This window comes from Mycolicibacterium sp. 624 (assembly GCF_040548615.1).
GTDB lineage: Bacteria > Actinomycetota > Actinomycetes > Mycobacteriales > Mycobacteriaceae > Mycobacterium.
The window spans coordinates 316,846-335,728 of the sequence record NZ_JBEPRZ010000002.1 but is presented as its reverse complement, the minus strand read 5'-3'; the positions used below and the strand labels follow the sequence as shown (position 1 = coordinate 335,728).

The 18,883-nt window shown below is 65.4% G+C and carries 20 protein-coding genes; 9 read left to right on the top strand and 11 right to left on the bottom strand.

Annotated features, from left to right (window positions below; genetic code table 11):
- Positions 1–190 precede the first annotated feature (190 nt).
- On the top strand, positions 191–1,411 hold the full coding sequence (locus ABIA65_RS08745) for a cytochrome P450 (RefSeq protein WP_354523271.1): 1,221 nt from the start codon (positions 191–193) through the stop codon (positions 1,409–1,411).
- Between the two features lie 15 nt (positions 1,412–1,426).
- On the opposite strand, the gene ABIA65_RS08740 is transcribed toward ABIA65_RS08745, so the two are convergent.
- The 4 genes from ABIA65_RS08740 to gabT are packed head-to-tail and all read right to left on the bottom strand — an operon-like array spanning position 1,427 to position 6,745.
- Positions 1,427–2,689 (bottom strand): ATP-binding protein, encoded by a 1,263-nt coding sequence (locus tag ABIA65_RS08740; protein ID WP_354523270.1) that lies wholly within the window; start codon positions 2,687–2,689, stop codon positions 1,427–1,429.
- A 5-nt stretch (positions 2,690–2,694) separates the two neighbouring features.
- Positions 2,695–4,143, bottom strand: coding sequence for an NAD-dependent succinate-semialdehyde dehydrogenase (locus tag ABIA65_RS08735; protein ID WP_354523269.1), 1,449 nt, complete (start codon positions 4,141–4,143; stop codon positions 2,695–2,697).
- Positions 4,140–5,417, bottom strand: a complete 1,278-nt coding sequence (locus ABIA65_RS08730; protein WP_354523268.1) for a Glu/Leu/Phe/Val family dehydrogenase — start codon at positions 5,415–5,417, stop codon at positions 4,140–4,142. Before ABIA65_RS08730 ends, ABIA65_RS08735 begins: the two co-directional genes overlap by 4 nt.
- Positions 5,414–6,745 (bottom strand): 4-aminobutyrate--2-oxoglutarate transaminase, encoded by a 1,332-nt coding sequence (gene gabT, locus ABIA65_RS08725; RefSeq protein ID WP_241403694.1) that lies wholly within the window; start codon positions 6,743–6,745, stop codon positions 5,414–5,416. The genes ABIA65_RS08730 and gabT overlap by 4 nt, the downstream gene beginning before the upstream one ends.
- Before the next feature lie 124 nt (positions 6,746–6,869).
- Here gabT and ABIA65_RS08720 point away from each other — a divergent pair, with 124 nt between their 5' ends.
- Positions 6,870–7,763 carry a LysR family transcriptional regulator gene (locus ABIA65_RS08720; protein ID WP_241403695.1) on the top strand — a complete coding sequence of 298 codons (894 nt, stop codon included), beginning with the start codon at positions 6,870–6,872 and terminating at the stop codon, positions 7,761–7,763.
- 8 nt (positions 7,764–7,771) lie between these two features.
- Here the strand turns inward: ABIA65_RS08720 and ABIA65_RS08715 are convergent, their stop codons facing one another.
- Genes ABIA65_RS08715 through ABIA65_RS08705 form a run of 3 tightly spaced genes read right to left on the bottom strand, consistent with a single transcriptional unit; the run spans position 7,772 to position 10,537 of the window.
- On the bottom strand, positions 7,772–8,548 hold the full coding sequence (locus ABIA65_RS08715; protein WP_241403696.1) for an SDR family NAD(P)-dependent oxidoreductase: 777 nt from the start codon (positions 8,546–8,548) through the stop codon (positions 7,772–7,774).
- A 47-nt stretch (positions 8,549–8,595) separates the two neighbouring features.
- On the bottom strand, positions 8,596–9,669 hold the full coding sequence (locus tag ABIA65_RS08710) for a 3,4-dihydroxy-2-butanone-4-phosphate synthase (RefSeq protein ID WP_354523267.1): 1,074 nt from the start codon (positions 9,667–9,669) through the stop codon (positions 8,596–8,598).
- Positions 9,670–9,703: 34 nt separating this feature from the next.
- On the bottom strand, positions 9,704–10,537 hold the full coding sequence (locus ABIA65_RS08705; protein WP_354523266.1) for a mycofactocin-coupled SDR family oxidoreductase: 834 nt from the start codon (positions 10,535–10,537) through the stop codon (positions 9,704–9,706).
- Between the two features lie 454 nt (positions 10,538–10,991).
- Here ABIA65_RS08705 and ABIA65_RS08700 point away from each other — a divergent pair, with 454 nt between their 5' ends.
- Positions 10,992–12,512, top strand: coding sequence for an APC family permease (locus ABIA65_RS08700; RefSeq protein ID WP_241403699.1), 1,521 nt, complete (start codon positions 10,992–10,994; stop codon positions 12,510–12,512).
- Between the two features lie 59 nt (positions 12,513–12,571).
- Here ABIA65_RS08700 and ABIA65_RS08695 read toward each other — a convergent pair whose 3' ends face one another.
- Positions 12,572–13,159 carry a TetR/AcrR family transcriptional regulator gene (locus ABIA65_RS08695; RefSeq protein WP_241403700.1) on the bottom strand — a complete coding sequence of 196 codons (588 nt, stop codon included), beginning with the start codon at positions 13,157–13,159 and terminating at the stop codon, positions 12,572–12,574.
- A gap of 201 nt (positions 13,160–13,360) precedes the next feature.
- On the opposite strand from ABIA65_RS08695, the gene ABIA65_RS08690 reads away from it, so the two are divergent.
- The 4 genes from ABIA65_RS08690 (at position 13,361) to ABIA65_RS08675 (ending at position 16,571) form a co-directional block, all read left to right on the top strand.
- Complete coding sequence (locus tag ABIA65_RS08690; RefSeq protein ID WP_354523265.1) at positions 13,361–13,885, top strand: flavin reductase family protein; 525 nt, start codon at positions 13,361–13,363, stop codon at positions 13,883–13,885.
- A 16-nt stretch (positions 13,886–13,901) separates the two neighbouring features.
- Positions 13,902–14,993, top strand: a complete 1,092-nt coding sequence (locus tag ABIA65_RS08685; protein WP_354523264.1) for an LLM class flavin-dependent oxidoreductase — start codon at positions 13,902–13,904, stop codon at positions 14,991–14,993.
- Positions 14,994–15,024: 31 nt separating this feature from the next.
- Positions 15,025–15,357: a cupin domain-containing protein gene (locus ABIA65_RS08680; RefSeq protein WP_241403703.1), complete on the top strand. Its 333-nt coding sequence runs from the start codon at positions 15,025–15,027 to the stop codon at positions 15,355–15,357.
- A gap of 128 nt (positions 15,358–15,485) precedes the next feature.
- Positions 15,486–16,571, top strand: coding sequence for an S-(hydroxymethyl)mycothiol dehydrogenase (locus ABIA65_RS08675; RefSeq protein ID WP_354523263.1), 1,086 nt, complete (start codon positions 15,486–15,488; stop codon positions 16,569–16,571).
- A 64-nt stretch (positions 16,572–16,635) separates the two neighbouring features.
- Here the strand turns inward: ABIA65_RS08675 and ABIA65_RS08670 are convergent, their stop codons facing one another.
- Together ABIA65_RS08670 and ABIA65_RS08665 are read right to left on the bottom strand one after the other, a co-directional pair.
- Complete coding sequence (locus tag ABIA65_RS08670; protein ID WP_241403705.1) at positions 16,636–16,932, bottom strand: hypothetical protein; 297 nt, start codon at positions 16,930–16,932, stop codon at positions 16,636–16,638.
- An 11-nt stretch (positions 16,933–16,943) separates the two neighbouring features.
- Complete coding sequence (locus tag ABIA65_RS08665; protein WP_354523262.1) at positions 16,944–17,312, bottom strand: heme-binding protein; 369 nt, start codon at positions 17,310–17,312, stop codon at positions 16,944–16,946.
- A 124-nt stretch (positions 17,313–17,436) separates the two neighbouring features.
- On the opposite strand from ABIA65_RS08665, the gene ABIA65_RS08660 reads away from it, so the two are divergent.
- A complete protein-coding gene (locus tag ABIA65_RS08660; RefSeq protein WP_241403707.1) occupies positions 17,437–17,892 on the top strand; it encodes a lipoprotein LpqH in 456 nt (151 codons plus the stop codon).
- A 101-nt stretch (positions 17,893–17,993) separates the two neighbouring features.
- Here ABIA65_RS08660 and ABIA65_RS08655 read toward each other — a convergent pair whose 3' ends face one another.
- Entirely contained in the window at positions 17,994–18,671 is a 678-nt protein-coding gene (locus tag ABIA65_RS08655) for a guanylate cyclase (protein WP_354523744.1), read from the bottom strand.
- 42 nt (positions 18,672–18,713) lie between these two features.
- On the opposite strand from ABIA65_RS08655, the gene ABIA65_RS08650 reads away from it, so the two are divergent.
- Positions 18,714–18,875: a hypothetical protein gene (locus tag ABIA65_RS08650; protein ID WP_354523261.1), complete on the top strand. Its 162-nt coding sequence runs from the start codon at positions 18,714–18,716 to the stop codon at positions 18,873–18,875.
- Positions 18,876–18,883 lie beyond the last annotated feature (8 nt).

Here is an 18,883-nt window from a genome sequence, read left to right as displayed (position 1 = left end):
GGATGCCCACCTTCCCTGGACGGTCTCGAACGATTGTCGCAAGTTTGAGACAGAATGATCAAGAATTCTCAGCATCGCCGCTGGTGTGGTCCGTGCACGTGAGACGGCGTATGCGCTGACCGCGGACGGCCGGTTTCAACTTCGTCATCCCTGGTTGACGCCGGCCAGTCGTCTCCGGTCAGGTTGAGACATGACACAGCCCGACGGCGCCCTTGGCATCGCACTCTTCGACGAGGAGTTCATCCAGGATCCGTACCCGCTGTACGAGCGCATGCACATGGCCGGGCACGTCCACCGGATCGGGGACTCCGAGTTCTTCGCCGTCTCCGGTTGGGACGCCGTCAACGAGGCGGTCACACGGTGCGACGACTTCTCGTCGAATCTGACGGCGACGATGTCCTACCAGCCCGACGGCTCGGTGGCCCCGTTCCCCATGGGCGATCTCGGCGGACCGACACAGGCGCTGGCAACTGCCGACGACCCCGTGCACGCCGTCCATCGCAAGGCGCTGATACCGCAACTCGCGGCCAGGCGCATCTTCGCTTCTGAGCCGCTCATCACCGCGACCTCGGCGCACCTTTGGGAGACCGGCGTGGTCGACGGGCGCATCGAGTGGATGAGCGCGATGGCCAATCGACTACCGATGATGATTGTCGGGAACATCATCGGTGTCCCCGACACGGATGTCGACCAGCTCGTCCGATGGGGTTACTCCGCAACTCAGGTGATGGAGGGACTGGCCAGCGAGGACGAACTCAGCGCCGCGGGCGTCGCGGTGCTGGAACTCAGCGGATACATCACCGAACAGTTCGGCAGCGCCACCGCCAGCCCGCGTGACAACCTGCTCGGCGACCTCGCGTCGGCGTGCACTTCCGGCGAGATCGACGAGATCGCCGCGCTGGTCATCATGATCACGTTGTTCAGCGCCGGGGGTGAGTCCACTGCCTCGCTGATCGGCTCCGCGGCGTGGATGCTGGCGACCCACCCCGACGTCCAACAGCAGGTGCGGGATCAGCCAGAACTGCTTGGCGCCTTCCTCGAGGAGGTACTGCGCTACGAACCGCCGTTCCGTGGTCACTACCGCCACGTCGTCAATGACACCAGCCTGTCTGGCGTCGACCTCAAAGCCGGTTCACGCATACTGCTGCTGTGGGGCGCGGCCAACCGAGACCCGTCGCACTTCCAGGACCCCGAACGGTTCCGGCTCGACAGGTCTGGGGGCAAGGGGCACATCAGCTTTGGCAAGGGTGCGCACTTCTGCGTGGGAGCCGCGCTGGCCCGGCTGGAGGCCAAGATCGTGCTCGGTGACCTCTTGTCGCGCACCTCGATGATTGAACCCGCTGCCACCGGGCGCTGGCTTCCGAGTCTGCTGGTGCGTCGCCTCGAACATCTGGAACTCGCCGTCCGCTGACGAGCCGCACTCACCTCAGGTTCGGGCGAACGCGCTGATCTCGGTGTCGAAATCGCACACCTGCTCGATCGTGAGGGTGGGACGAGTCATCGTCACCGTGTGCAGGTAGTCGGCCGTCGTCGCCTGGCACCGCACACCGGTGTCGACGCTCCTCTCGAACGTCGCCTGAGCGACGGCGCGCGCCGCATGGGCGACGTCGGCGGGGGTGTACCCACCGGTGGCTGACACGAGTGCGGCGATGTCGATGTCGGCGTCGGCGATGTAGCGCCGCCACAGACCGTCGAGGGCCTGGTCGTCGGGTGGGCCGATCGGCAGGACGTAGTCGAAGCGGCCGTGACGCAGGAACGCGGAGTCCAGGTCCCGAATCGAGTTCGTCGCGCACACCAGCAGTCGGCCGGCTCTGTCGCGAAACTGCACCAGGCACTTGAGGAGTTCGTTGACCACAGCTGTCGCCGCGGCAGAACCGGCACCGCGGTGGGAGGCGACCTCCTCGACCTCGTCGATGAAGGCGACGACGTTGTCGAGTTCCTGAAGTTGACCGAAGGCCTCGCTGAGACCGGCCGCGAGGCCGCCGCCGTTGACGGCCAACCGAGAGGGAAACAGTTCGACAAAGGGCCAACCGAGCCGGCTCGCGATCGCGCGTGCAAACGTGGTCTTTCCCGTGCCGGGCGGTCCGAAGAGCACGATCGCCTGCGGTGGCACCACGCCGTGTTCCGCTGCCTGCTCTGGGAGCGAGAGTGGCAGCACGATGCGACGTTCGATGAGGGTCTTCTCGCGCACCATGCCCGCGATCTGTTGCCATTGGCCCGCGGGTGGGACGGAACCGCCGAGGCGAGTGAGCACCGCGGCGGACCGCGGTGACATCGTCTCGTGCTTGTCGAAGTGCGCGATACCGCTGCGTTGGATGAACCCCGAGTTCACGAAAGCCGTAGAGCCCGTTTCGCCGTCGGGGAGTATCGCCGTGATGCGTCGGACACCACGGGCCAGGAGGCGATGCTCCAGTTCGTTGAGAAGGGTGCTCCCAAGCCCCTTACCTCGCCAGGCAGGGTCCAATGACAACCGAAGCACCCACGCCCGGTCGGCATCGACTCTGCTCACGGCCACGCCCACCACGGCGCCGTGTACCACGGCCACCACGGCTGGATGGCGCTCCTGCAGACTCGTCACGACATCTGAGGCATCAAAGAGCGGTTGCTGCGCCGTCATGGTGGACGCCGCGTCCAGCCGGATGGCCGCCTCTAGGTCCTCGGGGTGGAAGTCACGTACGTGCCAATTCATTTCACCTACCAGTCGACACTGAAGTACTGCGTCTCTTGGAACTCCTCGAGACCCTGGCGCGCTCCCTCACGGCCCAGGCCGCTCTGCTTGACACCGCCGAACGGGGCGGACGGATCGGACACGAGCCCACGGTTGATGCCGACCATTCCGGCGTCGAGGGCTTCGCCGAGTCGTATGGCGCGTTGCAGCTTCCCGGCGAAAACGTAGGCGGCGAGGCCCATTTCGGAGCTGTTGGCGAGATCAATCACCTCAGCGTCGTTGTTCCAGGCGACGATCGGGGCCACCGGTCCGAAGATCTCCTGGTTGAGGATCTCGGCGTCCGCGCGCAGGCCGGTCAACACGGTGGGCGGGTAGAACCAACCCTTGCTCTCAGGAATGGCTGCCGTGTGGGCCACGGTGGCGCCGTCAGCGGCCGCGCCACGTACCAGGGCGGCGACGTTCTCAACGGCCTTCTGGGAGATGAGCGGGCCGATGTCTGAGCCCGTCTCGGCCGGACCCACGGTGAGCGCTTCAACGGCCGCGCCGAAACGCTCGGTGAACTCAGCGATCACATCGGCATGGACGTAGAAGCGGTTCGCGGCGGTACACGCCTGACCGCCGTTGCGGAACTTCGCGATCATCGCGCCCGCGACGGCCGCCTCGAGGTCGGCATCCTCGGTGACGATGAACGGTGCGTTGCCGCCGAGTTCCATTGAGCTGTTGACGATGCGGTCGGCTGCCTGGCGGAGCAGGACGCGGCCGATGTTCGTCGAGCCGGTGAATGAGATCTTGCGGACCCGGTCGTCCTGCAACCAGGTTGTGACGATATCGCCAGCATCGGTCGTCGGCACGACATTGACGACCCCATCGGGAACGCCGGCCTCGGTCAGCAGGCGCGCGATGGCGATAGCGGTGAGCGGTGTCTCCGCAGCGGGTTTGAGGACGACGGTGCAACCAGCAGCCAGCGCCGGGGCGATCTTGCGAGTGGCCATCGCGGCCGGGAAGTTCCACGGTGTCACCAGAGCGGCGACTCCGACGGGCCGGTGGGTGACGATGGTGCGCGCGCCGCCGTTGGGCGCCTCGCCATAGTCGCCGCCGGAGCGCACCGCCTCCTCGGCGAACCAGCGGAAGAACTCGGCGGCATAGGTGATCTCGCCGAGTGCGTCGGTGCGTGACTTGCCGTTCTCCGCGACAACGAGGTCGGCGAGTGACTCTCGGTCACGCAGTATCAGCGAGAAGGCGCGGCTGAGAATCTCCGATCGGGCTCGTGGAGGCGTCGCTCGCCAGCGGGGGAGTGCGGCGTTGGCCGCATCGACCGCGGCGGTGGCATCGGCGCTGTCGGCGTTGGCGACCCGCGCGATGACATCACGGCTTGCCGGGTTCTCGACGTCGAAGGTGCCGCCGCCGCCCGGTCGAGCGGTACCGCCGATGAGCACGGCATGCGTCGGGTCGAGGGAATCCAGGTAACTGGTCACGGGTACAGGCCTCTCTGACGGTGAGCTTCGGCTACGCGTTGTACGGCAAGTGATGTCGCGGCGGCACGGAGTGTGAGACCACGGGCGGTGGCGTGGTTGACGACGTGTTGCCAGGCGCCGATCATCCGCTCACTCAGGCGTGCCTCGACCTGATCCTCTGTCCACCAGTACGCCTGGTTGGCCTGGACCCATTCGAAGTACGACACGATCACCCCGCCGGCGTTGGCCAGGATGTCGGGCACCACGGTGACGCCGCGATCATTGAGGATTCCGTCGGCCTCGGTCGTGGTCGGACCGTTTGCGCCCTCGACGATGAGGCGGGCGCGCACCTGTGCTGCGTTACCGGCATGCAGGACACCCTCGATCGCGGCAGGCACCAGCAGGTCGACGTCGAGTTCGAGCAGATGCGCCGCGTCGATCGGATCGGCACCGGCGAAGCCGACAACGGTGCCCGTGGCGTCGACGTGAGCCTCCAGGGCGGCGACGTCGATGCCGTTATCGGCGCGAATGGCTCCGTACTGATCGCCGACTGCCTCGATGCGCAGGCCGGCCTCCCACAGGAACCGGGTGGCGCCGCGGCCCACCTTGCCGAAACCCTGCACCGCCGCGGAAGCGCCCTCGCGCCGAATCTTCAGGTAGTCCAACGCCTGAAGGGCGACGTGCACGACACCCCGGGAGGTGGCCGAGGCGCGACCATGCGACCCGCCGAGGCTGATCGGTTTGCCGGTGACGACCCCGAGGACGGTGTGGCCGGTGTTGACGGAGTAGGTGTCCATCATCCACGCCATCGTCTGCTCATCGGTGCCGATGTCGGGAGCGGGAATATCGTGGGAGGGGCCGATCAGCGGCATGATCTCCGAGGTGTAGCGCCGGGTCACGCGTTCGAGTTCGGCCTGCGAGTAGAGACGCGGATCGATGGCGATCCCGCCCTTTGCCCCGCCGTAGGGAACGTCGAGCAGTGCGCACTTCCACGTCATCCACATGGCGAGAGCGCGGACCTCGTTGAGATCCACATGCGGGCTGTAACGCAGGCCGCCCTTCGCTGGACCGCGCGAATAGTTGTGTTGCACACGGTGTCCGGTGAGGATCTCGACAGTTCCGTCGTCGCGGCGCAGTGGAATGCTCACGGTGAGCTCGCGGCGAGGGGCGGCAAGAAGGTCGAACATGCCCTGACCCAATCCGAGCACCGCGATCGCGTCGGCCAGCTGACCGCGGGCGTCGTCGAGGGGAGACGGCGTTGTCAGCGTGGGGCGGTCATCGAGTAGTTCGGTCACGATGTCGCCGCGAATGCCTCGGCGAGCACCTCAAGCGCCTCGGTGAGTAGATCGTCACCGATGGTCAGGGGAGGCAGAAAGCGCAGGACGTTGCCGTAGGTGCCGCAGGTGAGCACGATGACACCGCGCAGGCGAGCCGCTGCCGCGATGGCCGCGGTGAGATCGGCGTCGGGCGTGGTGGTACCGGGCTTAACCAGTTCCACCGCGATCATGGCACCGCGTCCGCGGACCTCGCCGATCCGCGGGTCGCCTGACTGGAGTTGTCCCAGTCTGTCTTTCATGAGCTGCTCGATCTTCTGCGCGCGGCCCACCAGGTCGTCGGCGCGGATGGTCTCGATCGCCCCGAGCGCGGCGGCGCACGCAATGGGGTTGCCACCGTAGGTCCCGCCCAGGCCGCCGACGTGGGCGGCGTTCATGATGGCGGCCGTTCCCGTCACTGCCGCAAGCGGTAGTCCGCCGGCGATGCCCTTGGCGGTCACGATGAGGTCGGGAACGACCCCCTCGTGCTCACAGGCGAACATGGCGCCGGTCCGGGCGAATCCGGTCTGCACCTCGTCGGCGATGAATACCACGTTGTTGGCGCGGCACCACTCGAGAAGGGCGGGAAGGAATCCCGGCGCCGGCTCGATGAATCCGCCTTCACCCTGGATCGGCTCGATGACCATGGCGGCAAGATCGCCGACGTCGACCGTGTCCTCGATGTGTGCGATCGCGCGGTTGGCGGCGTCACGCCCGCTCACCGTGTGGCCGTCGCGCAGTGGGTAGGACAGCGGAGCGCGGTGGACTGCGGGGGCGAAGGGGCCGAACCCGTGCTTGTAGGGCATGTCCTTGGCGGTGAGTGCCATCGTGAGGTTGGTTCGTCCGTGGTACGCGTGGTCGAAGGCGACGACCCCCGACTTCTTGGTGTGGGAGCGGGCGATCTTGATCGCGTTCTCCACGGCCTCGGCCCCGGAGTTGAACAGCGCGGTGCGCTTGTCGTGATCTCCCGGGGTGAGCTCGTTGAGCGCCTCGGCGACATCGACGTACAGCTCGTAGGGCGTGACCATGAAGCAGGTGTGGGTGAACTTCTCGAGCTGAGCCTTCACGGCCTCGACGACACGTGGTGCGCTGTTGCCCACGCTCGTGACCGCGATACCGGATCCGAGATCGATGAAGCTGTTGCCGTCGACGTCCACGACGACGCCGCCGCCCGCGTGTTCGGCGTACACCGGCATCGTCGTACCGACACCGTCGGGGACGGCCGCGGACTTGCGATCCGCCAGCAGTCGGGACTGAGGGCCGGGCACGGCGGTGACGAGACGACGTTCCTGGGCAATCTGACTGGTCAAAGCATCCTCCGGGTGCGCTTACTGCCTTGGGCGGCACTCAGCTTGTCTTAGACGCAGCCATGCCGTCCAATACTTGTTGGGCAATCAATTGATGCCTTGCAGGCATAGGGAGCTGGGGCCAGAAGTGGAGCTACGGACACTGCGTTACTTCGTCGCGATCGCTGAGACGGGCACGGTGAGCGCTGCGGCTGAAGTGCTGCACGTGACTCAGCCGGGGCTGTCACGGCAGTTGCGCCAACTCGAACGCGACCTCGGCGTGACACTCTTTGATCGCGTCCAAGGTCGGTTGCTGTTGTCGGCGGCGGGCCGGGATCTGCTTCCCCAGGCGCATGACGTACTGGCCGGCGCATATCGCCTGGTTCAGAACGCCCAGACCCTGGCGACCGGCAGGCTCGATCACCTCACGATCGCCGCGCCGACCACGACACTGACCGAGGTGGTCTCACCCTTCATCGCCACCCTCGGTGCGGATGACCCGACGCCATCGGTGGTGGTGAGTGATGGCCGCGAGCCGGCGGCGGCACTGAGGAGTGGCGCCGACCTGGTGATCACCAACGGCCGGCCCGGCGACACCGTCGACTACTCCGCGTTGGCGGTCCTGCCGGTATGGGCATACGTGCCAACCGGGCACGAGTGGGCTGACAACGGCACCGTCGACATCGCCGCGGTACTCGGGGAGCCGATTATCGGCCTCCCGTTGACCTTCAGCGCTCGGCAGATGCTCGATGCCGCCGCGCTCAACGCCGGGCTAGCGCCGCGCGTCGAGATCGAGGTGAGTAGCGGAGCAGTGGCGCAGGCGCTCGCCGCGGCCGGCCGGGGCATCGCGGTGGTCACCGATGACCCGCGTTTCGGGTTGCACCCGTTGCGAATCGCCGTGGGGACGGGCGAACTCAGTATCCGCCTCTACGCCGCGTGGGACCACCACCACGTGGGAGCACCCACGCTGCGGGCCTTCGCACAGCGGCTCTCGCAGTACATCATTGGACACTATGGCGAGGCCGCCCGCCCCCAGCGGTGATCGAATGCCTACCCCGCGCCGGCGAGGATTCCACCGTCAATCGGGTACACCGCGCCGGTGCAGTAGCGGGCGCGATCCGAGGCCAGGTACAGCACCAGCTCACTGACCTCCTCAGGCTGTGCGATCGTGGGAATGGGCTGGGACGCAATCCATTCGTCGAAGTCGAAGTACGGATTCTCGGCCATGATGAGGCGCTCCGCGTCGAGCATGGGGGTGTCGACCGAAGACGGGGCGACGGCATTCGCCCGAATGTTGTCGGCGGCGTAGGTCAGGGCGGTTGACTTGGTCAGTCCGATCACGGCGAACTTGCTGGCGATGTATGCCGCATATCCCCACGAGCCGGAGATGCCGTAGATCGACGAGATGTTCACAATCGCGCCACCGCCCGCCCGCTTGAAGGCCGGTACTGCCGCCCGAGTGCCGCGGAAGACACCGCTCTGGTTGGTCTCGATGACGTTGGCCCACACCTCGTCGGTGCACTCGACCACGGGTGCGCAATCCACAATGCCGGCGTTGTTGACCAGCACGTTCAGCTGACCGAACTCTCGCTCGGTCCAATCGACCACCTCGGCCCACTCCTGGCCGTTGCGGACATCGAGATGCCGATACGCGGCCTGTCCACCTTTGCCGCGGATCTCCTCGACGACGGCTTCGCCGAGATCGTCGAGCACGTCGGTCACGATTACTGTGGCGCCCTCTTCGGCGAACCGACGTGCGTGAGCTGCGCCCTGGCCCCGCGCTGATCCGGAGATCAGTACTGTCTTTTCATCAAACTGGTGTGCCACAGGGGATTTCCTTTCGAGTACCTACAATATGAACATCTGTGCGAGAACTACGACGCGTGGACATGCTGGTATCGAGCGCTGGCGAGTAGGAACCCGGCCTCGACCAGATGACGGTCCTGCCCGGCACGCGTGCATCGGGCGTCGGTGACCCCGAGATCGTCCAGGATCTGACCGGCAATGACGTAGGACGACGGGTCGATGTGCCCGTGCTGCGACGTGCCGCAGGGCCCGCGCAGGTAGACCACGACGCCGTACTCGGCCAACGCGACCTGGGCCATTGAGGTTTCGAGTTGACTGGCACAGTGACACCCGAGCGAGCCGAAGACATCACCGAGCGAGCACTGGGTGTGGATGGCCACCGCCACCGCTCCGCTCGCGCCGGAGATGTCGCCGAGCGTCAGCGCGGTGTGCTCGTCTCGTCCGTCGTCGGTGAGGTAACCAATGGCCCGAAACTGGCCATGCGCCGTCGAAATGCCATTCTCGGCCACCCTCCTGACCTGCTTCTCGTGTTGTCGACGCCACGCGATCAGGTCGCTGATCGAGATCATCGGCATTCCGTATTGGTCAGCGAACAACCGTAATTCGGCGGGAGTGGCCATACGCGTGGGGTCCTGAATGCCGACGATGCCACAGAGGACACCTGCAGGCGCGCAACCCGCCATACGGGCGAGGTCCACCGCCGCCTCGGGGTGCGCTGGCCGGGTGAGCACGCCGCCGTCGCGGGTGCGCAGCGGTACCACGTGCCCAGGTCGGTTGAAATCGTCTGCCGCACTGCTGTCGTCGGCCAGAAGGCGGATGGTGGTGGCACGATCGGCTGCAGAGATGCCGGTCCCGATCGACATGCTCGCGTCGACGGTCACGGTGTACACCGCGCCGTCGCCGTCCTGGTTCGTCGCCGCCATCGGGACGAGCGCCAGCCGCTCGCAGGCCTTGGCGTCCAGTGCTGCGGACACGTAGCCGGAGGTATGGCGAACCATGAAGGCCAGCAGTTCGGTCGTGCAGCTCTCCGCGGCGAGAACCAGGCTGCCCTCGCCATCGGGGCGGAGATCGTCGATCACGACTACTGCTGCGCCAGCGGCGATCCGGGCGACAGCGCTGTCGATGGAGTCGTAGGACGTCATCGATCACCGCCACTGACGTCGACCCGCCGCGGGCTCATGACTTGACCACGAATCCCGCGTCGATCTTGAGGGCCTCCGAGGTGATGTAGCGGCCAGAGTCGGTGACCAGGTAGAGGATCGCGCGACTGACGTCGATGGGCTCCATCCACGGCACGGGTAGCAGATGTGTTGAGGTGAAGGTGTCCTCGACAGCCTCGCGGGTCGGGTGTTCCAGGTCGGGTCGGAACAACCCCCAGACGTAGGGGTTCTGGATCATGTGGGTGTCGACGCACGTCGGGTTGACCGAGTTGACGCGGATGTTGTGGCGGCCCAGTTCCCGCGACAACGTGGTCATCAGACCGGTGATGGCGTGCTTCGAGGACACGTATGAGGCCATGTTCTCCGCACCCTTGATCGCCTCGGTGGAACCGATGAAGACCACCGAGCCGCCCTGCTGCTGCTCGATCAGGGTCGGCACTGCCGCCTTCACCGTGTGCCAGACGCCGGTGAGGTTGACGTCGATCGTCTCCCGCCACGCGGCGGTGTCGATCTCCCAGGTCTTCCCGCCGGCACAGATACCGGCGTTCGGGATGACGATGTCGACGCGTCCGAGCTGCTCGATGCCCCGGTCGAATGCGGCCTTGACCTCGTCGTAGTTGCGGACGTCGGCTTGGGAGAGCACCGCCTGGCGTCCGGTCTGCTTGATGAGGCGTGCGGTCTCCTCGAGATCGTCAAGGGTGGCACCCGGGTAGGCGGTGGACTCGAGTTCCCCGCAGAGGTCGAGACCGATGATGTCGGCGCCTTCCTCGGCCAGAGCCAGTGCGTGTGAACGCCCTTGCCCCCGTGCGATTCCGGTGATGAACGCGACCTTGCCGTCCAGTTGTCCCATGATAGGAGCTTCCTTTCACATGTCGTCTGTGTGAGTTCAGTCGAGACCGATTGCTTTGAACAAACGTTCAAGGAAGTTGTGAGTGTATGCCCGTGGTTTTTCCCGGGTCAATACCCTGGGGTGAAAACATCTGGAGAGTCGGCCAATACCACGAAACCCGGTGCCGTGGAGCTAAATCGATGAATAGGCGCGGGGAGTTTGGCTTCGGCGTCCGTGTGGGGTCCGCCCTGCCCGGCGCTGAAGATTCGCATCGCTGAACTGTTGACGCGGATACAAGTGCCACTTATATTGTCTCATGTCTTGAACTAATGTTCAATGATTCGGGTCTGCGATGTGCGTCACGTCTGCTGTGACGCACGATCGAGTGCTGTGGCATGCACCCGTGTAGACCGACACCCCATCTGAAATCGTCAGTGCCCCTTAGTTGTCGGATCCATCGATCTTTGGAGTGTGCATGATCAATACACCGTCTGAGCGGTCGCTCGGAACTGTCACCGCCTCGCCGGAACCGGGCCGAGGTCTGTCCTCCCGCGACGCCGCACTGTCGGGCAAGCTGGGAACGACACGGTTGATCCTGACCGTGTTGGCCATGTCTGCTCCGCTGGGGGCGGTGGCGGGCATCCTCCCGCTGGTCATCGCTCAGGGGAATGGGGCCGGAGCTCCTGCGACCTATGCGCTCATCGGCCTGGTGATGATGATGTTCGCCGTCGGCTTCACCACGATGGCCCGCCACTTCCCGCGTACCGGGGCGTTCTACGCGTATATCACCGGTGGGCTCGGGCGACCCATCGGACTACCCGCGGCGTTCCTCGCGCAGCTGGCCTACCTCACACTTCTGGTCGGCACGTACGCATTCTTCGGGGATTCCGTCACCGTGCTCATGGAATCGCTGTTCGGTTCCGCGATTGCACCGTGGTGGGTCTGGGGGATCGCACTCTGGATCATCGTGACGTGTCTGGGGCACTTCAACATCGAGCTCTCCGGTCAGGTTCTGAGCGTGATGATGGTGCTCGAGGTCGTCATCGTCCTGGTGTTCAACTTCTCGGTCGCCAGCACCGGGGGACCACACGGATGGCAGTTCGAGTCGTTCAGCCCCGGCCACATCACCTCGGGATCGATCGGGATCGCGATCCTCTTCGCCAGCGCGACATTCCTTGGCTTCGAGGGCACCGCGATCTATCGCTCCGAGGTCAGGGACCCGCAGCGCACCATTCCCCGGGCCACCTATCTGGCCGTCGGCTTGATCGGCCTGTTCTACGTCTTCACCGCGTGGGCTCTGGTGACCTTCTACGGCGTCGACGATGTGGTGGGCGCAGCACAGGCGGACTCCACCGGGATCTTCGCCGCCGGGCTGCGCTTCTACACCGGCAGTGTGATGGCGGAGATCATGAACTGCCTGCTCGTCACCAGCCTTTTCGCCGCCACCCTGGCAGCGCATAATCCGTTGGCTCGCTACACCTTTGCTCTCTCTCGCGATGGTGTACTGCCCAGCAAGCTCGGACAGGCGCATCCCAAGCATCAGTCGCCCGCGATCGCCTCGGCAACAGTGTCGATCATCGCGTTGATCCTGACCGCGCCGTTCCTGTTCATCGATGTGGACGCCGTCACGTTCTACTCGTGGATGTTCGGGGTTGGCACCTACACGATGTTGACCCTGATGGCGCTCACGTGTCTGACGGTGATCGTGTACTTCCGGCGCGTCGAGCACACCGAGAGGTTGTGGAACACCCTCATCGCTCCCGGTCTCGGTCTTGCCGGCCTGGTGACGATGCTGGTGATCAGCAGTGTCTACTTCCCGCTACTGGTCGGAGGCAGCACCGCGGTCGCGGTCATCCTGCAGCTGTTCATTCTGGCGCTGGCCGTGTTCGGGCTGACCCTGGCGCTGGTGTGGCGCCGCAGTCGGCCGGACGTTTACGCACGGATCGGCGGCCAGACGGACACCAGTGAGACCACCAACGGTCACCCGGTGCCGTGACGCGGCAACACCCGATCGAGCGGCTGAGCAGGATCGTCGACGGCGGCTCCAGTGGGCCGTCAACGACTCCTGGCTCGGCGCTTGGCGGGTGCGGCAGTCTTCATCTGCTCCTGCTCGAGAACCAGTCGAAGCAAAGCCTCGGCATCCTCCACGGAGTCGAGGGTCCCCATCACGATCTGCACGCCGAGGCCCTCCCACGCGGCCTCGATCTGCTGGGCGACTGTGCTGCTGTACATGCGCTCCAGGCTGGTCCTGGTCTGCCGGGACCAGTTCTCGACCAATTGGTGGTACTTGGGGTCGCGCACGCTTTGCGCGTAGATCTCGAACAACAGGATGCGGGCGCTCGGGCTGCCGTGGATCACGGTGAGGAGGTGAAGGACGGCCTCGACCAACTCGTCCTCTGTCTGAGCCTCGGCGAAACCCGGTGCGAAACCGGCAGTTTGACTCGCGACCCACCACGCGAACGCCTCATACATCAGTTCGTCGATGTGCTCGTAGTGGTAGCTCGCCGAGCCGAGTGCGACGCCGGCTGCAGCAGCGACTCGGCGATGGGTGACACCCCTGACTCCGTACTCCGTGGCCACGTCGAGCGCCGCTTGTCGCAACGTCGCCCGCGTCGCCTCCGAGCGAACTCCCGCGCGTGCCACCAGATCTCCGTTCTGCCACTGCCAATGTTGCCAAACGAACGTACAACAACGCGGAATCGCCGCACCAGCAGCCGCGCTCCGCCAGCTAATGCCAGTGTACCTATTGACATTAGCTGACGGCGGTGGGTACTTTCGAATCGAACTTGAACATATGTTCATACTCAGTCAATCGCGCTTGATGCACGAAAGGTGCTGACCTGTATGGGAGTAGACAGCACGCAGTGCCCCGACGAGGTGGTCCTGCGCAGCGTTCTGGGTCATTTCCCGACCGGCGTCGTCGTTGTCACCGGCACCGTGGGCGAGGATCCCGTCGGCATGACACTGCAGTCGTTCCTGTCGTTGTCCCTGGACCCGCCCCTGGTGCTGTTGTCGGTGGCCAAGAGTTCGACGAGCTGGCCCAGGATCGCCACGTCGGGTCGCTTCTTGGTCAACGTCCTCTCCGAGGGGCAGTCCGAACTGGCGCGGCGGTTCGCGAAGTCGGGGAGCGACAAGTTCGCCGGGGTGGCGTTCTCGACGCGACGTGACCTCGGCGGGCCGCTTCTCGGCGACGTCTCGGCGTGGGTGGACTGCGATCTCGAGGCCGAGCACGACGGCGGAGACCACACCATCGTCGTCGCTCGGGTGCTCGACGCTGCGATCGCCGAACGTCCCGAACACGCCCAGGCGCCACTCATCTTCCACCGGTCCGGCTTTCCCGGCCTGGTCAGACATTCCTCATCATCCTGAAAGGAACTCGAGCACAATGAAATTCGGAGTCTTCAACATCCCCTACGCCCTCGGCTACTCCGGGGGGCGGCGCACCGCCCGCAATGTCATCGACTGGGACCTGCAGATCACGAAGTGGGCCGATGAGTACGGTCTGGACGAGGCCTTCTTCGCCGAGCACTACACCCTCGGTGACGAACCCAGTCCGGCACCCGATCTGATGATCGCCGCGGCATCTCAGCTGACCTCCAACATCACCCTCGGCGCTGCGGCTCACCTGCTGCCGTACCACAATCCGGTGGCCCTGGCTCACCGGATGATGTGGCTGGATCACATGACCGGCGGCCGCTACATCGCAGGTGTCGCACCCGGCGCCTACGCCAGTGACGCGCAACTGTTCGGCACTGGAAAGAACAACGGCAAGATGCTCATCGAGGCACTCGACATTATCGAGGCCATCTGGAGCAAGACCGGACCCTTCAAGATCGACGGCGAGTTCTTCTCCGTTGACATGCCCGCGTTCGACTCCGAGATCGCCGGCCCGCACCTCAAGCCACTGCAGAAGCCGGGCATTCCGCTGATGATCACCGGCATGCAGGCAACCTCGCCCAGCCTCACCGAAGCCGGGCGGCGTGGCGCGATCCCGATGAGCCAGCAGGTGCACGAGACCGTGCTCGCCGAGCACTGGAGGACCTACTCCACGGCGGCCACTGAGGCGGGTCACACTCCGTCGCGCGCTGACTGGCACATCTGCCGCGACTTCTTCGTCGCCGAAACCGATGAGGAGGCGCGAGACCGAGTCTTCAACGGTGCGATGGGCAAACTGTGGGGCGACTACAACATCCCGCTGTTCGTCAACAAGCTGGGCATCGGAGATCTGTTCTCCGGCGGCACCATTCCGCCGGAGGACCTCACCATCGAGTGGATGGTGGACAACTTCCTGCTCGTCGGCTCACCGGACACCGTCATCGGCAAGGTCGAGGCACTCTACGACAGCGTCGGCGGCTTCGGCAGCCTGATCACCTTCACCCACGAGTACGACCAGGACCCCGAAACCTATCGACGCAGCTTCGAGTTGATCGGCGGCAAGGTCCGACCCGCGCTGGCCCACCTCACCGGCGCTCACTGACTCCCGCACAACCAACGATAGAAAGAGAGAAATGACAACCACCATTCGCAAGTTCGACCCCAAGACCGTCGAGGTGGAGGCCAAGCCGCGCGACGACAGCGATGCCGAGGTGTGGTCGAATCGGCTCTACACCAACGACGAGGGCAACCAGTACCACGGAGTGTGGCAGGCCGCGCCCGGGACGCATGCGAACATTCCCGGTCAGGAGACCGTCGTCATCCTCAGTGGCAGGGCCACCGTGACGGGCGAGAGCGGCGACAGTGTCGATGTCGCTGCCGGGGACCTGGTGTTCATCGATGCTGGCGAAGTCACCTCCTGGAAGGTGCACGAGACCATCCGCAAGGTCTTCGTCATCAACGCCTGAGCTGTCGCGGTGTGGGGTCGCCGAGCGGCGGCCCCACACCGCCCCAGCGGTCCTGCGTCGTTCTCTCCGTGCTGATTTGGGCCGAACCCAGGCCGCATCACATCCTGATCTCTTGAGGAGTACTTGTCGTGTCCCAGATCGTTCGGGGCGTCATCGCCCGAAACAAGCTGTCCCCGGTGGAACTCGTTGACATCGTGATTCCGGATCCGGGTCCCCGCGATGTGATCGTGGCGGTACAGGCCTGCGGTGTCTGCCACACAGACCTGGCCTACCGCGACGGCGGCATCAACGACGAGTACCCCTTCCTGCTGGGCCACGAGGCGGCGGGCATCGTCGAGTCAATCGGCAGCGATGTGTCGCACGTGGCGGTCGGCGACTTCGTCGTCCTGAACTGGCGCGCGGTGTGCGGTCAGTGCCGGGCCTGCCGGCGCGGCAAGCCCTGGTACTGCTTCGACACACACAATGCGGCGCAGAAGATGACGTTGACCGATGGCACCGAACTCACCCCCGCGTTGGGTATCGGCGCGTTCGCCGACAAGACACTCGTCCACGAGGGCCAGTGCACCAAGGTCTCCGCTGATGTCGATGCCGCCGCCGCCTGTCTGCTTGGGTGCGGGGTGATGGCCGGACTTGGCGCGGCGGTCAACACCGCCAACGTGAGCCGCGGTGACTCGGTAGCCGTGATCGGCTGCGGGGGAGTCGGCGATGCCGCCATCATGGGGGCACGGCTGGCCGGCGCGTCGACCGTGATCGCCATCGACCGCGACCCCCGAAAACTGCAGTGGGCCAGTGATATCGGTGCGACTCACACCATCGACGCGACACAATCCGATCCCATCGAGGCCGTTCGTGAGCTGACCGCGGGACACGGCGCCGACGTCGTCATCGACGCCGTGGGACGGCCAGAGACCTGGAAACAGGCGTTCTACCTTCGCGACCTGGCCGGAACGGTTGTTCTGGTCGGTGTGCCCACCCCCGACATGCGGCTCGAGATGCCGTTGCTGGACTTCTTCTCGCACGGGGGTGCGCTGAAATCGTCGTGGTACGGCGACTGTCTCCCCGAGCGTGACTTCCCCACGCTCATCGACCTGCACCTGCAGGGACGCCTACCGCTGGAGAAGTTCGTCACCGAGCGCATCGCACTCGACGCCATAGAGGGTGCGTTCACCGCGATGCACGCAGGTTCTGTGCTGCGGTCGGTGGTCATGCTTTAAGCCGCCCACCCCGACGGTGACCCGGGACCGCACCGTCAGGTTCTGACGCCGCTGACGAATGGCCTCAGTTGCAGCCGCCGGCGTTGACCCATCTGCCGTTGTAGCTGACGCATCCGGTGACGTTCGGAGGCGGCGGCGGGTCATACGGCATCGGCGCGTAGTACGCGGGGGGCGGAACGTACGGTGCAACCGCATCGGCGATGTTGGTGCAGCCGCTCACCTGCACCCGACGACCGGCGCTGGCGCACACGTCAGCGCTTGCGACAGTGGGCAATCCGATGGTGACGATCGCTCCGGGGATCGCGGCGACTGCCAGGGTGCTTGCCGCGGCGATGGTCCATGACCGCTTCCAGGAAGACATGGTCACGGTCCCTACGAGCCCAGCGGTTCGGGAACGTCGCAGCGATTTCTCACATCGGTGAGAGGCTGCCGAATCCCGTTGATCTCGGTCTCGACCTGTGGGTTGGCATCCATGTAGGTCTGGACCCGGCCGCGCACTTCTTCGTGCGGTAGGCCGCGAAGGCTGGTGAAGAAGTTGTTGACGTCTGGATGGCTGAAGAGATAGGCGCCCATCGCCGTGCCGACGGTGCCCGAGGCAACAGCCAGATCGCCTGCGGTGCAGTTGGGCGGCGGTGGAGGTGGTGGTTCGGCAGAGGCTACTGGAGCGCCACCGAACAACATGCCGCCTGCGCAGATCGCCCCGATCGCTGCGCTGTGAAGAGAACGTCCTGACACGAACATGAGGTGCTTCCTTTCGCGTGGTCGGACGACCATCGGCTCAGAAAAGCTAAGCACACCGGCAGCGCAAAATATCGGGAGTGACAATTCCTCAGGGCGCGACGTTCGAGGGGCTCATACTGGCGCCATGCGCGTTGCGTCGCCCAGCCTGGTGGCGGTCGCGTGCGCCACGGTCGCGGGAACCCTGGTGGGGTGCGGCCGCGGGCCCGTGATCGAGACCACGGTGGTGTTCGACGGCCAGACCCGCACGATCTCGACCGACAAGGTCACCTGCACCACCTACGACAACGGCACGCTGCTCATCCTCGTGGACGGCGGCAAGAGCGAGGTCGTGCGCGTCGTGGTCAGGCAGGCCGGGCACATCATCGCGGACAGAGTGGGATTTCGGCATCACGAGCTGTCCGGGTTCGTCGCGGACCCCATGGAGGTCGACGCGACCAAGGTCGACGACACCTATCGGTTCACAGGCCGAATGCCGCCCAATCCGGGTGAGGTGGCGGCGCACAGGTTCGAGATCGAGACGACGTGCCCCGCCGTCACCGACGCGCCACCGCAGACGCCGCTGCGACCCCGGATGGGGTGAGAGTGATTCGGCCCGCCGACCTCGGGGATGATTATCGACGGGCCGAATCATGCACAAGAACGCATGGCTCGCCGTAGTTCATCCCCAAAACCGCTTCGAACTCAAAGAGTGACCGCGATCTCCTCGCTCAACCGGTAGCCCTTGGTCAACGGCAGGGTGTCACCGCTCCAGAACTTGCCGGGATCGAACCAGTTGTAGTGCTTCTCGGTGGTCAGCAGTCCCATCTCCTCGTAGGTGATGGCGACGGTCTCCGCGCAGTACGCCGTCTGCACCCCGGCCTTGAGGCTTTCCGTCTTCTTGCGCTCCGCCGCATCGCGGACCCTGCGGTGCACGAACGGAAGCCCCCGGGTGAAGTCACTGACGCTCGGAATCCGGCCCCGCATCCACCGCCCGGTGAGCCGGGCAGTCGTCGGGAAGGCCGTGCCGTTCATGCGTGCGATCACGCGGAGCATCTCGTCCTCCTGCTCACGCGTCGCATACGGCGTGAGCTGACGCAGCCAGCACCGCTGGTCGTACCGCAGCATCCACTGCTCGACGGCCTGGCGGGCATCGTTGAGCTGGACGCCGCGGTGATGGGTGCCGGTCCACATGTCCTGCAGCTTGTCGCCCAGTTCGGCGTGCCAGATCAGCGGCGGGAGATCGTCGATGGCCACCGACATGCCGACATGATTCACCGGCGCGTTGGTCAGCGTCTGGATCGCCCGGTCCGGCCCCGACGCGCCTCGGAAGAGCCAGATATCCCCGGTGCGGGTCTCGGCCAGAGCGCGCTCCAACGTCACCGTGTTCGCATTCACCAGCGCAGCTTAGGCAGACTCTGACCCATGCGAGGTATCTGGAAGTGGATTGGACTGGCCGGTGTCGCCGGTGTCGTCGCAGGTGGCGTACTCGTGGCCCGCGATCAACGCAAGCGCAATTCCTACACGCCCGACGACATCCGGGCGCGTCTGCACCAGCGGCTGGCCGAGTCCGGACCTGGGCAGTAGCGGCCCGG

Bases quoted from the DNA above. Each gene is read 5' to 3' on its own strand.
- ABIA65_RS08650 (WP_354523261.1), top strand. From the start codon at position 18,714: ATGCGAGGTATCTGGAAGTGGATTGGACTGGCCGGTGTCGCCGGTGTC.
- ABIA65_RS08670 (WP_241403705.1), bottom strand. From the start codon at position 16,932: ATGTCTTCCTGGAAGCGGTCATGGACCATCGCCGCGGCAAGCACCCTG.
- ABIA65_RS08660 (WP_241403707.1), top strand. From the start codon at position 17,437: ATGCGCGTTGCGTCGCCCAGCCTGGTGGCGGTCGCGTGCGCCACGGTC.
- ABIA65_RS08665 (WP_354523262.1), bottom strand. From the start codon at position 17,312: ATGTTCGTGTCAGGACGTTCTCTTCACAGCGCAGCGATCGGGGCGATC.
- ABIA65_RS08685 (WP_354523264.1), top strand. From the start codon at position 13,902: ATGAAATTCGGAGTCTTCAACATCCCCTACGCCCTCGGCTACTCCGGG.
- ABIA65_RS08680 (WP_241403703.1), top strand. From the start codon at position 15,025: ATGACAACCACCATTCGCAAGTTCGACCCCAAGACCGTCGAGGTGGAG.
- ABIA65_RS08690 (WP_354523265.1), top strand. From the start codon at position 13,361: ATGGGAGTAGACAGCACGCAGTGCCCCGACGAGGTGGTCCTGCGCAGC.
- ABIA65_RS08700 (WP_241403699.1), top strand. From the start codon at position 10,992: ATGATCAATACACCGTCTGAGCGGTCGCTCGGAACTGTCACCGCCTCG.
- ABIA65_RS08745 (WP_354523271.1), top strand. From the start codon at position 191: ATGACACAGCCCGACGGCGCCCTTGGCATCGCACTCTTCGACGAGGAG.
- ABIA65_RS08740 (WP_354523270.1), bottom strand. From the start codon at position 2,689: ATGAATTGGCACGTACGTGACTTCCACCCCGAGGACCTAGAGGCGGCC.
- ABIA65_RS08710 (WP_354523267.1), bottom strand. From the start codon at position 9,669: ATGACGTCCTACGACTCCATCGACAGCGCTGTCGCCCGGATCGCCGCT.
- ABIA65_RS08705 (WP_354523266.1), bottom strand. From the start codon at position 10,537: ATGGGACAACTGGACGGCAAGGTCGCGTTCATCACCGGAATCGCACGG.